Source organism: Alcaligenes sp. LTN-3 (genome assembly GCF_059735605.1).
This window is the reverse complement of record NZ_JCAPDN010000004.1, coordinates 225515-238191: the sequence shown is the minus strand read 5'-3', so window position 1 is coordinate 238191 and position 12677 is coordinate 225515. Positions and strand designations below refer to the sequence as shown.

Here is a 12677-nt window from a genome sequence, read left to right as displayed (position 1 = left end):
CCCTCTACCATGATGAATGCATTTACCTGGCCTGTGCCAAGCGATGTTCGCCTGATTCCACTACCTGCCCTGAACGACAACTATATATGGGCGCTAAGTCGAAACGGTCACGCCCTGGTGGTGGACCCCGGCCAGGCCGCTCCGGTTCTGGATTGGCTGGAGCGCGAGTCCTTACAACTGGATGCCATTTTACTGACACACCACCATGGTGACCATGTTGGTGGTGTCAAAGATATCCTGGCTAAGCATCCGGCCCGCGTGTGGGGCCCAGCCCATGAGCCTCTACCCGCCTGTGATGTCCGAGTCGGCCAGTCCGACAAGGTCGAATTACCTACTCTGGAACTGACGCTGCACGTCCTGGACATCCCCGGCCATACCGCCGGACACGTTGCGTACTTTGGTCAAAATGAGGTAAAACAGCCCTTTGTTTTCTGTGGCGATACCTTGTTTGCTGCTGGTTGCGGACGTCTCTTTGAAGGCACCCCGGCACAAATGACGGATTCCCTGGGCAAGTTGGCGAAACTGCCATCGGACACCCTGATCTGCTGTGCGCACGAGTACACCTTATCCAATTTACGTTGGGCTCTACAGGTAGAGCCGGACAATCCCCAACTGCACCAACGTTGGGAACAGGATACCCTCAAACGTCAGCAAAACTTGCCTACGGTGCCCTCCACCTTGAAAACAGAATTGGCTACCAATCCCTTTCTGCGTTGCGAGACGACTGCTGTTATTCAGGCTGCCGAGCACTATGGCGCCCAATCCCTGAATAATCCTGTCGAGGTATTTGCCAGCCTGCGCGACTGGAAAAACAATTTCTAAAGATTCCGCAATGAACCTAATGAGACTTTTTGCGCTGCTATGCGCTTTCGTGCTGGCAGGCTGCGCCACAGGCCCCAAGGTCAGCCCCCAGAAAGCCGCCAAGACCTCCACCAGCATTGCCGCCGATACGTCTCGCACCATTGATCTGACCCACCCACCCAAAGACGCGTGGGACCGGATGCGCCGGGGTTTCTCCATCCCCAACCTGCATACCGATCTGGTTGATTACTGGACCAATTACTACGCGTCGCACCCCGAATCCATCCGTACCATGAGCCAGCGCGCCTCGCGCTATCTGTACCACATCATGGACGAGCTCGATGCGCGCGGCCTGCCCTCCGAACTGGCCTTGCTGCCTTTTGTAGAAAGTGCCTATAACCCGGGAGCCTATTCCCGCGCCCATGCAGCGGGCCTGTGGCAATTCATCCCCAGCACCGGCACGCAGTACAAGCTGGAGCAGAACTGGTGGGTAGACCAGCGACGCGACCCAGTCGAATCCACCCGCGCTGCCTTGGACTACCTGTCTTACCTGTACGAATTCCAGGGCGACTGGTATTTGGCTCTGGCTTCCTACAATTGGGGGGAAGGCTCCGTGCGCCGCGCCATGGAACGCAACGAACAGGCTGATTTGGGCGTTGACTACTTATCCCTGAAGATGCCGGACGAAACGCGCAATTACGTCCCCAAACTGCAAGCGATCAAGAATATTGTGGCCAACCCGGAGCGTTACGGCATTACCCTGCCCCCGGTCAGCAACACCCCGTATTTCACTGCTGTGCGCAAGAACAAGGACATTGACGTTGCCCTGGCTGCCGAGCTGGCCGAAATCTCTGTGGACGAATTCAAAGCCTTGAATGCCGCCCACAATCGCCCCACCATCCCGGCAGATCGCGGCACCTTGCTGTTGCCTGCCAACAAGGTTGATATTTTCAATGCCAATCTGGCTGCCTATCAGGGCAAGCTCAGCAACTGGAAGGCCTACCAGTCCAAGCGCGGTGAAAGCTACCTATCCATTGCTCAGCGCCACGGCATTACCGTATCGCAACTGCGCTCCATCAATGGTTTGAGCCGCAAGAGCACCAAAGCCGTTGCCCAGACGCTGCTGGTGCCCAGCACCACCCTGGGTGAAGGCAGCCTGCAACTGGCTTCCCTGACCAACACACCGGCCGCGCCGGTCGCGCAAAGCACACGCCGGGCGCGTACGCAAACGGCCAGCGTCAACCGCAAAAACGATACCGTTGTTTTGCGTCGTGGCGCCAACGTGCGTACCCATACCGTTCGACGAGGCGATACACTCTACGCCTTGGCCAAACGGTACGACACGTCGGTGGCTGAGCTGCGACGCTTGAACAATATCAAAGGCAGCACTCTTTCCAGGGGTACACGTTTGCGTGTTCCCGGTTCCAATATTCGTGGTTAAGTCCACCCACTAATTACATAAAGGATTTTCAGCATGGGTTTCCTGCAAGGAAAACGCATCCTGGTCACAGGCGTCCTCTCGAATCGCTCTATTGCTTACGGGATTGCGCAAGCATGTCGCCAACAAGGTGCTGATATTGCCCTGACTTATGTGGGCGAGCGTTTTAAAGAACGTGTTGAAGGCTTTGCTCAAGAACTGGGCACGGATATCGTCCTGCCCTGTGACGTGTCCGAAGACGATCAGATCGAACAAGCCATGGCTTCGCTGGGCGAGCGCTGGGATGGTCTGGACGGCCTGGTTCACTCCATCGGCTTTGCGCCTCGTGAAGCCATTGCAGGCAACTTCCTGGAAGGCCTGTCGCGCGAATCGTTCCGTGTTGCTCACGACATTTCCGCCTACAGCTTCCCCGCGCTGGCCAAGGCTGCTCTGCCTTTGCTCAAAGGCCGCAAGAGCTCGGTGCTGACCCTGACTTACCTGGGCGCTGAAAAAGCCATCCCCAACTACAACACCATGGGCGTGGCCAAAGCTGCCTTGGAAGCCTCCGTGCGCTACCTGGCTGTGGCGCTGGGCGAATACGGCATTCGTGCCAACGCCATCTCGGCCGGTCCCATCAAAACCCTGGCTGCCAGCGGCATCAAGGATTTCTCCACTATCCTGAAATTCGTCGAGACGCACGCTCCCTTGCAGCGCAACGTCACTATCGAAGAAGTGGGCAATGTGGCCTCCTTCCTGATGTCCGAATTGGCCAGCGGTATCACGGGCGAGATCACGCACGTTGACGCCGGCTTTAACTGCATCGTTCCGGGTATGCAGGAATAAGGCTTCACGCCTTGGTAGCAATAAAAATAGCGGCTAAGGCCGCTATTTTTATTGCTTACGTACTTTTGCAGACCCTACGCAGCTTACTGTGTGTCGCTGGGAGTAGAACCCAGACACCGCCAAACCCGACAGGACAGACAAAAAATCCTCTGAAACGCTCAGGATTTAATCGCCCTGCCCCCCTTCTTGCACAAAATCGCTACGCAAAATGCCATGCCGTTGCAGCTTGTCGTAAAAGGTTTTGCGCGGAATACGCAGATCCTGCAAGGTCGCCTTGATATCGCCACGATGACGCGCCAGAGCCTGACGTATCTGTTGGGACTCGAATTGCTCCACACGGGCAGGCAAACTCAAATCCTCGCTTTCCAATTCCTTGATCTGCGGATGCTGCACGCCCAGCACTTCACGTTGGGCAAAGTGTGCCAATTCGCGCACATTGCCCGGCCAGTGATGAGACTGCATATAGGCCAGACTACGCGCATCGGGCATCTTCTGAGGCATGCCGTACTTCTTGGCGGCCAGCGCCGCAAAATGGGCGAACAGCATGGGGATATCCTCCTTGCGCTCCCGTAAGGGTGGCAGGCGCAAGGTGACCACATTTAGCCGGTAATACAAATCGGCGCGGAAGTTCGCGCGCTGGGCGGGGTCGGACAAATCCACCTTACTGGCGGCCACAACGCGGATATCTACCGGGTGCTCTTCGTTGGAGCCCAGGGGAGTGACACAACGCGTTTCCAACACGCGCAGCAAGCGCACCTGCGCAATCATGGGCATGCTTTCGATTTCATCCAGAAACAGTGTGCCCTGATGCGCATGTTCGACACTGCCCACACGTTTGCGCTGCGCGCCGGTGAACGCCCCGGCTTCGTGACCGAACAGCTCGCTTTCAATAATGGTTTCGGGCAAGGCACCACAGTTCAGCGCCACAAAATGATGCTGTGCTCGGGCGCTCCAGCGGTGCAGCAACATGGCCACGACTTCCTTTCCTGTGCCGGTTTCCCCTTCCACCAGCACGTCCACATCGGACTGAGCCAAATGCCGCAAAGTGGTTCGTAAATTGACCATGACCTCTGAATTCCCCAAGAGCGCCGGGCCTTGGCCGTCCTCGTCCAACTCCTGACGCAAGGCACGGTTTTGCAAAACCAGGCTGCGCTGCATGGCGGCATGGCGTATCACCGTCAGCAAGCGTTCGGCTTGGTAAGGCTTGGTCAGAAAATCAAAGGCGCCATCGCGCATGGCTTGCACGGCCATATCAATATCCCCGTGGCCGGTAATCAGCACAACGGGCTGCTCAGGATCGCGAGCATGCAAAGCCTGCATCAGCGCCAACCCATCCATACCCGGCATGCGAATATCCGTTACCACCACGCCGGGATAGTCCTTGGGCAGGCGGCTCAGGGCCTCCTGCCCGCTGGCACAGGCCACCACCTTCAGACCCGCCAGTTCCAGACTTTGCACGACCGCAGCACGCAGATCCGCATCATCATCGACAAATGCGACTTCCATTCTTATCTCTCTCCCTGGTCCAGCTTGCTATCGGCATTGTGCAGCACGATATGAAATGTGGCTCCCCCCAGGCGCGAAGGCCCCTCTTCCAAACGGCCACCCAGGGCCGCAACAATATCGTGCGCGATCACCAGCCCCAAGCCCAGGCCTTGCCGACGGCTGGAACTAAAGGGGGTAAACAGACGCTGGCGGATGTCCGGACTCAGGCCGGGGCCGTTGTCGGAAACCACAATGCGCACATGCTGCTGCTCGCTCATGACTTCAATACGAATGCGCCCCTGACGGCTCCCTTCCAGAGCATCGAGCGCATTACGCAATAAATTCACCAGAACCTGCTCTAAGCGTACGGGCAGAGCCCAGACACGGACAGATTCGTTCACACCTTCCAGCTCCAGGTCTACCCCTTGGGCCCGTGCCCGGTGCTCCAGCAATTGCCAGGCACTGTCCACGGCCGAGCGCACCTGTACCGGACCTTCCTGCTCTTGCGGCTTGCGGGCGTAATGACACAGCTGAGAGGTGATACTGCCTATGCGCTGAGTCAGCGTCTGGATGCGGGACAGATTTTGACGTGCTGTTTCCGTCTGGCCCTGCTCCAGCAAACGCAAGGTGTTGTCGGCGTAGACCTCAATTGCCGCCACGGGCTGATTGATCTCGTGGGCGACCCCGGCGGTCACCTGCCCCAGAAAGGACAATTTCTCGGCCTGCTCCAATTGTTCGCGCAGATCGCGGGCACGCGAGCGCGCCTCTTGCAGGGCCTGCATCTCCTGCTCCAGGCGACGACGCGCCACCTGCAACTGGGCCGTACGAGACTCCACCGCTTCTTCCAGGGCATCACGAAGTAACTCCTGGCGTGCCTGAGCTTCGCGTCGCTGTTGATTGCGTTGCAGCGCCAGTGCCGCCAGAACCAGCGCCGCACATAACAGCCCCATCACCATCAAACGAGATTGAACCGCCTGCGTCTGCAAGGCGGCATCCATCGGTGCCATCGCGTGCAAGGTCCAATCGCTGCCCACCACCGGCTGTTGCACATGCAAGAAGCGTTCCTGCCCCAGTTTCCAGAAAGAGGCCCGTTCGCCAGAATCCGACATGCTCAAACCCACCGGCCTCAACGGCTCATCACCAAACTGCTGGCTAGCCCGAAGCTTGGCCAAGTGCTCGGCCGAGGTTTGATCCAGGCTATGCAAACGCCAGCCCGGTTCACCACTTAACAAGATCACACCGTTTGGATCGCTGACAAACATGCGATCCCCATAACCTTCCCATTCTTTTTCCAGCAGATCGAACACCAGCTTGATCACAACGACGCCAACGGCTTTGCCGTCCTGGCCCGGCACCATGCGGGAGATATACAAACCCGCCTTGCCGCTGGAAGTCCCCAAGGCGAAATATTCGGCGTGCCCTTGCTCCAAGGCTTTGGTGAAGTAAGGCCGAAAGCCGTAATGATTCCCCACAAAGCTGTCGGGCGCCTGCCAGTTACTGGACACCAACGTCTGCGAGTGCGTATCCAGCAAGTACAGAACGGGAGCACCCGTATCTTCAGCCAACTGCTCGAACTTGCGGTTCAACGCCTGGGCATCTCCATAAGCAGGATTGCCCATCAGATATTGGCGCAGGGCCTCGTCCTGGGCCAGGGCAAAGGACAAGGTACGGAACTTATCGCGAATCGTCCTGATCCAGCCCGCGTTCCCGCGCATCAAGGAATCCAGTCGCTGTTCGCTTTGTGTCAGCAGGCGGGCCGTACCCAAATCGGCCGAACGCCAGAAGGCAAACAGTCCCAGCACCACGGCCAAGCTCAACAACAGCAACCATTCAAGCCTGAAGCGCCGCCGCATGCCCGAAGAAACTGGATTGGAATTCATGAAATTTGTGCGAAATATCGCCAAAAAAAATAATGGTTGTGCGGATTTTCGCACACATAAGCAGCAAGCGGGCAAATCTCCTGCCTGCAAGCCGCTTGCTTGCTGACTTCCCCGCTGGGCACAGATTGGCACGGATGTTGCTTTAGTCATGAGCTTATGGGCCGGAACAAAGATTCCGGCGAGCGTAAACCGCCTGCCTACACACAATTCCAAGCAGGCCAGCCGCCGACTGCCAGGTCGGCAACATCAAGTCACGGAGACGACATCATGATGGATATAAGCACAGGAGACCGTCCGGTACCGCAGATCATCAAAATCAAGTGGTATCGGATTTTGTACGTGCAGGTCATCATCGCCATCACTATCGGGATTTTGCTGGGTCATTTCTACCCCTCGCTGGGCGAGAGCATGAAGCCCTTGGGCGATGCCTTCATCAAGCTGGTCAAGATGATTATTGCGCCCGTTATTTTCCTGACGGTGGCCACCGGCATTGCCGCCATGACAGATTTGCAAAAAGTCGGTCGTGTGGTGGGCAAGGCCATGATTTATTTTCTGACCTTCTCCACGCTGGCCCTGATTGTAGGCTTGGTGGTCAGCAATATCGTGCAGCCCGGCAGTGGCATGCACATTGATCCCAGCACCCTGGACCCCAGCTCCATTCAGGGCTACGTGCAGCAAGCCCACGACAGCACATTGACGGGCTTTTTGATGAACATCATCCCGGCCACCCTGATCAGCCCCTTTACCGGCGGCGACATCTTGCAGGTGCTGTTTGTGGCGATCTTGTTCGGTATTGCCTTGGCGGCGGTAGGCGATCACGGCAAACCCGTGCTGAAACTGCTGCAAGCCTTGATGACACCCATTTTCAAACTGGTGTCCATCCTGATGAAAGCCGCCCCCATCGGCGCCTTCGGGGCCATCTCCTTCACCATTGGCAAGTACGGCATTGAATCCGTTTCCAGCCTGGCGCTGCTAGTGGTGACCTTCTACGTCACCTCCGTGCTCTTTGTGCTGATCATTCTGGGCGCGGTTGCCCGCTACAACGGCTTTTCCATTACCAAGCTGATTCGCTACATCCGCGAAGAATTGCTGCTGGTGCTGGGCACCAGTTCCTCGGAAGCAGCGTTGCCCACCTTGATGCAGAAGATGGAGCGCGCCGGGTGTGCCAAGTCGGTGGTGGGCCTGGTTGTGCCAACCGGCTACTCCTTCAATCTGGACGGCACCAACATCTATATGACCATGGCGGCCCTGTTTATCGCCCAGGCATGTGATATTCCACTAAGCTTGCAGCAGCAGATTCTGCTCTTGCTGGTTGCCATGCTCAGCTCCAAAGGAGCAGCCGGTGTAACCGGGGCCGGTTTCATTACCCTGGCAGCCACCCTGTCCGTGGTGCCTTCGGTACCGATTGCCGGTATGACCCTGATCCTGGGCATTGACCGCTTCATGTCCGAATGCCGTGCGCTGACCAATCTGGTAGGCAATGCCGTTGCCACCATTGTGGTTGCCCGTTGGGAAGGCGAACTGGATACCGATCAGCTCAACAGCGCCATGAATGGCGAACTGCCTCCGCTGGATACCAGTGTCACCTTGCATCAACATGGTGAGGTGGGGATTCCCGCACACGAGGCCAGCGAGCCACGCGCTACTGCTACGGCCTGATCCGGGCACATCAATAAAAAAGGCCGGTTTTCAATTGAAAACCGGCCTTTCTTGTTTGTCCGCTCTTACAAACGGCTTCCTGCTGACTGTTCTGACAGGCTCATTCTTGCCTGCTTTAGCCGTTTCACGTCACTTTCCCTGCCCTTTCATCTTCACTGAGCGTCTAGCCCTGAATCGTTGAACGCAACCATCGATGACTCGATCAGCCATCCAGTCAATCGCCATCACACGCTCAAACCAGCACTGAACGGGCTGATGAAGAGCATGGTCAGACAGCAGGAAAACGCACCACCTCACTTTCTGGCGTCCAGGCAGGATACTTATCCATAATACTCAGGAACAAGGGGCTGGACTGAAAGTTCAATAACCAGGTCGAGAGTGCCGTCCAAGGCTGCGCATCAAACCAGGCCCTGTCCACTTGTGCGAATTGCCGCACAAAAGGCGCAATCGCCACATCTGCCAGACAAGGGCGCGGCCCCATCAGGTAAGCCTGCTGCTCAATGCGGGCATTCAGGTCCATCAGCCATTCACTGGCCTGCCCCCGATGCAGGACTGAGAAACTGGCGGCATCCGTAAATTGCTCGTCCTCGGTGTGGCGATCCGGGTATTTATAACAATCCAGGTGCCGTTTGAATGGACCATCATTGACCGCAATCAGAGCCAACATTTGCTGGGCATCGCCCTGCTCAGGCTGCAAATACTGTTTGGGATCGTGAGTGCTCAAAGCCCAACGCATAATGTCCAGGCTTTCATCAATGACCTTACCATCGGGCAAGACCAGCACGGGGACGGTGGCTTTGGGAGAGGCTAGACGCAGGGCCTCGGGTTTGTCACGCAGTACAACTTCGCGCAACTGGCAGCTAACGCCGCTGGCTGCAATGGCCAAGCGTGCCCGCATGGCATAGGGGCAACGGCGAAAGGAATACAAAATGGGCAGATCAGATAAGGACATGCTCGATACCATTAGAAAGCCGTGCTGCGGGCACGGACTTAACACGCTAGCGTTCATGCAAAGCGCCCTTCTTCAGCAGAAGGGCGGACTATAAACGACGCAGCGTCAGAATCAAGCTAGTAGAGGTAACACAGCTGCCCGATCAGGGCTAGGCGTCCTTGCCTTGCTGAGCCAGCAGGCGTTGCTCTTCGGCCTTGCGACGGGCGGCTTCGCGGCGCTCGGTCAGCTCGTCCATGCTGACGCCGATGTGCCGCTCTTCACGCTCACGTGCCAGGGCCACTTGCTTTTGGCGCTCACGAAAACGCTCGACCTGCTCGGGAGAGCTATGGCCATGGCAGTAAGGGCAACTGACGCCCTCCTCGAACTGGGGTGAGGCTTTTTCTGCTTCGTTGATGGGCATGCGGCAGGCACGGCAGAAATCGTAATCGCCGGGTTCCAGACCGTGACGTACCGAGACGCGCTCATCGAACACGAAGCAGTCACCGTCCCACAGGCTTTCTGCGGCTGGAATGTCTTCCAGATATTTCAGAATGCCGCCTTGCAGGTGATAAACCTGATCAAAGCCTTGCGAGCGCATGAAGGCCGTGGATTTTTCACAGCGGATGCCGCCCGTACAGAACATGGCCACGCGAGGTTTGCCATGCAAAACCCCCCCTTCCTTGGACTGTTCGGCTACCCACTGCGGAAACTCGGTAAAGCTTTGGGTCTTGGGGTTGATGGCGCGGTTAAAGGTGCCAATGCCCACTTCGTAATCGTTACGCGTATCCACCACCACTACATCCGGATCGCTGATCAGGGCATTCCAGTCCTCGGGGGCAACATACTCGCCCACCATTTCGGCGGTTTTCAGATCTGGCACACCCAAGGTGACAATCTCTTTTTTCAGCTTCACCTTGAGGCGGTAAAACGGTGCCTTGTCGGCATAGGATTCTTTATGCACCAGGCCAGCAATGCGTGGATCGGAGTTCAGATACGCCAAGACGGCACGGATACCCTCCTGAGGGCCGGCAATAGTGCCGTTAATCCCTTCGCGCGCCAGCAACAGCGTGCCTTTGACCTCGTGCTGCTCACAAAAAGCAAACAAGGGGTCGCGCATTTGGGCGAAATCGGGCAATTCCACGAACTTATATAAAGCCGCGATCAGGTAGGTAGACATAGGTAAACGAATTCTCTGGATAGAAGCGGTGGCGTAGCCCGCAGGCGCAAGGATAACGTAGGCCGTCGTACACTATACGCGACTGATACCCCTTGGACCTTTGACGCCTGTCAAAAAAAACGGGGCACGCCGGGGATTCAACTTTAAAATCATAACGCTAAAGCCGTCAGGCCGCATCTGGCCCCGGTATCTGTTTTACTTTGCACGAGAGCTATGGATTCCGTAACACAAGCAGTCCTCGGTGCCAGCATCTGCGGCTCCCTACTGGGGCGGCAGTATGGCCGCAAGGCGGTCCTATCCGGTGCCATCATCGCCACCCTGCCTGATCTGGATGTCTTCATTCAATATGGCGACCCCATTACCGCGATGGTCAGCCATCGCGGTTTCTCGCACTCGTTATTCGTGCTGAGCGCGGCAGCCATACTGGTCACTATTTTGTGGCGACTGCTGTTTCCACAAGCACGCGCCAGCGCCGGGCGGCTGGGACTGGCAATCTGGCTGACCTTGATTACCCATCCTCTGCTCGATGCCTTTACCAGTTACGGAACACAGCTGCTGTGGCCATTGGCCGCCACACCGGCAACCTGGTCCAGCGTCTTCATTATTGACCCGCTCTACACCCTTGCCTTGTTCATTGCCACAGTCATAGGCCTGATACGCGGTCCAGTGCCTGCCACGGTGCGGGCCTGCACCTGGGCCTTGCTCTTGAGTAGCCTGTATCTGGCTGCCTCAGTCGGCGCCAAGTTCTGGGCCGAGCAGCAGGCAACAGAGCAACTCAAACAACAGCAGGTAGACATTGAGCGGGTGTATTCAGCCGCTCAACCCATGAACATCCTGCTCTGGCGTGTACTGGTACGCGATACGCAAGACCGGGAATGCGAAGTCGTTGTGGGTTTGCTGGATCGCCTGCGTGCCCCCAAAGGCCATCAGTACGAATCCCTGTGCCTGCCCGTCCACAGCGACTACACCCTGTTGTTCCCACCCTTGAAGCAGTTGGAGCAACTGCGCTGGTTCTCTGACAATTGGCTGCGCTATGACATCATCGATGACCTGCTGGTGGTCAGCGATATACGCATGAGCATGGGCCCTGGCCAATATAGTTTTCGCTTTGTCGTCGCTGAACGCATTGCCAACGATACCTGGCTGCCGGTGATTCCATATCGCTGGGCCAGTGGCCACGATATCGCGTTGCTCAAACCCGTTTTGCGCCGTATCTGGGAGCCGGTCCCGCCGCTGCCATTACAAGAATGGGCCAAACGCATTGATGCCGGCGTCCCTATTCCACGCGCCCAAGCGGATTTTCCATAAGCCAGATGCCTAGACTGAGCCCGGCACCCACGCTGGGGACGGTCAAAAAAAACCCCCAAGCCTTTTCAGGGCCTGGGGGTTTACATTTACCCACTACGGTCACTACACAATGACACTCGGTGCTCTGTCAAACCCGAGGATCAAAAACCTTACTTGATCATCCCTTCAACTCGCTGGCGCAAGGCCGGGTCCTGTTGAATAGCCAGACTGATCCCGTTGTAATCGGCCAGATCCATACCATTGGCAGTCACCACACCCACCAAACGCTGGTCGGCCTCCTGCACGATGGATTGGCGCTCTGCATCACTTTTGGCCGCATCCAGACGCGGCTGATATTCCGAAGCGGTCTGGGCTACCTTCTTGTAGGTGCGCGCATATTGCTCCAGTTGAGAATCCGTAGGTTTAACGATCTGGGTAGCCGCAGGGGCTGCCGAGTTGGCCGGAGCCGCATTGCCCTGGGCCATCGCAAAAGGGCTGTACATGCCAAATGCGACTGCGGTAGCAGCAAGAAAAGCTTTAATTGAGGGCTGCATGGATAGAACCTCCTGAACAGAGTCAATGAATGGTCATCATGACAAGTGCGGCGGCCGCTTACAAGTTTCGCTATGTAGTTTCGTGTATCTGCATGCCACCTGTCCCGTTACAGTTTTCAGTCGCGCGAGTAAGGACGCCCGTCAAAGTCCACGGTAACTAAATTGCCATCCATCTGGCCCATGCCGGGTGAATTGACAGGCATGCCAGGCGCGGCCACTCCACGCACACTGCCATCGTTCATCATGCGTTTGACAACCTTGGCGGGCACATGGCCTTCAATCAGTTGGCCCGTCTCCTCAATCATCGCTGTATGGCAAGACGCCAGGTTCTCCGGGACTTTAAAAAGCCGCTTCACGTCTTGAATCTTCACGACCTTGACCTCTTTGACCTCAAAGCCCTCATCGCGCATGTGCTGTGCCCACCCCCCACAACAACCACAGTTCGGATCCTGGTACATCGTAATAGCGGGACCCTGCGCCAATGCCACGGAACTAAAGACCATCAAACTGGCCGTCAACAATAAAGGTTTAATCACAATTACATTCCTGTTTTGCAGCGCCACGGCGCTCTGGTTGACACTCTGATGCACTTGGCTAAGACTAGGCACTCGCAAAAAAGTTTAACAAAACACACTAATCCTTC

At 56.8% G+C, this 12677-nt stretch carries 11 protein-coding genes; 5 read left to right on the top strand and 6 right to left on the bottom strand.

Annotated features, from left to right (window positions below; translation table 11 throughout):
* Positions 1 to 12 precede the first annotated feature (12 nt).
* The 3 genes from gloB to fabI are packed head-to-tail and all read left to right on the top strand — an operon-like array spanning position 13 to position 3061.
* Positions 13 to 822 carry a hydroxyacylglutathione hydrolase gene (gene gloB, locus AC6I6N_RS17555; RefSeq protein ID WP_406612131.1) on the top strand — a complete coding sequence of 270 codons (810 nt, stop codon included), beginning with the start codon at positions 13 to 15 and terminating at the stop codon, positions 820 to 822.
* Between the two features lie 10 nt (positions 823 to 832).
* Positions 833 to 2242, top strand: coding sequence for a transglycosylase SLT domain-containing protein (locus AC6I6N_RS17550; RefSeq protein WP_199827837.1), 1410 nt, complete (start codon positions 833 to 835; stop codon positions 2240 to 2242).
* 33 nt (positions 2243 to 2275) lie between these two features.
* A complete protein-coding gene (fabI, locus tag AC6I6N_RS17545) occupies positions 2276 to 3061 on the top strand; it encodes an enoyl-ACP reductase FabI (RefSeq protein WP_108728595.1) in 786 nt (261 codons plus the stop codon).
* A 165-nt stretch (positions 3062 to 3226) separates the two neighbouring features.
* Here fabI and AC6I6N_RS17540 read toward each other — a convergent pair whose 3' ends face one another.
* Both AC6I6N_RS17540 and AC6I6N_RS17535 read right to left on the bottom strand, forming a co-directional pair.
* Positions 3227 to 4567: a sigma-54-dependent transcriptional regulator gene (locus AC6I6N_RS17540; protein ID WP_094197659.1), complete on the bottom strand. Its 1341-nt coding sequence runs from the start codon at positions 4565 to 4567 to the stop codon at positions 3227 to 3229.
* 2 nt (positions 4568 to 4569) lie between these two features.
* Positions 4570 to 6426, bottom strand: coding sequence for a sensor histidine kinase (locus tag AC6I6N_RS17535; RefSeq protein WP_497943694.1), 1857 nt, complete (start codon positions 6424 to 6426; stop codon positions 4570 to 4572).
* 267 nt (positions 6427 to 6693) lie between these two features.
* On the opposite strand from AC6I6N_RS17535, the gene AC6I6N_RS17530 reads away from it, so the two are divergent.
* Positions 6694 to 8085, top strand: coding sequence for a C4-dicarboxylate transporter DctA (locus tag AC6I6N_RS17530; protein WP_321268832.1), 1392 nt, complete (start codon positions 6694 to 6696; stop codon positions 8083 to 8085).
* 268 nt (positions 8086 to 8353) lie between these two features.
* Here AC6I6N_RS17530 and AC6I6N_RS17525 read toward each other — a convergent pair whose 3' ends face one another.
* Together AC6I6N_RS17525 and trhO are read right to left on the bottom strand one after the other, a co-directional pair.
* Positions 8354 to 9037 (bottom strand): glutathione S-transferase, encoded by a 684-nt coding sequence (locus AC6I6N_RS17525; protein ID WP_094197662.1) that lies wholly within the window; start codon positions 9035 to 9037, stop codon positions 8354 to 8356.
* A 148-nt stretch (positions 9038 to 9185) separates the two neighbouring features.
* On the bottom strand, positions 9186 to 10193 hold the full coding sequence (trhO, locus tag AC6I6N_RS17520; protein WP_094198427.1) for an oxygen-dependent tRNA uridine(34) hydroxylase TrhO: 1008 nt from the start codon (positions 10191 to 10193) through the stop codon (positions 9186 to 9188).
* Positions 10194 to 10406: 213 nt separating this feature from the next.
* Here trhO and AC6I6N_RS17515 point away from each other — a divergent pair, with 213 nt between their 5' ends.
* Positions 10407 to 11501: a metal-dependent hydrolase gene (locus AC6I6N_RS17515; protein WP_094197663.1), complete on the top strand. Its 1095-nt coding sequence runs from the start codon at positions 10407 to 10409 to the stop codon at positions 11499 to 11501.
* 149 nt (positions 11502 to 11650) lie between these two features.
* Here the strand turns inward: AC6I6N_RS17515 and AC6I6N_RS17510 are convergent, their stop codons facing one another.
* Together AC6I6N_RS17510 and AC6I6N_RS17505 are read right to left on the bottom strand one after the other, a co-directional pair.
* A complete protein-coding gene (locus AC6I6N_RS17510) occupies positions 11651 to 12034 on the bottom strand; it encodes a DUF4168 domain-containing protein (protein ID WP_230019252.1) in 384 nt (127 codons plus the stop codon).
* Positions 12035 to 12150: 116 nt separating this feature from the next.
* Entirely contained in the window at positions 12151 to 12570 is a 420-nt protein-coding gene (locus AC6I6N_RS17505) for a DUF411 domain-containing protein (RefSeq protein ID WP_321268828.1), read from the bottom strand.
* Positions 12571 to 12677 lie beyond the last annotated feature (107 nt).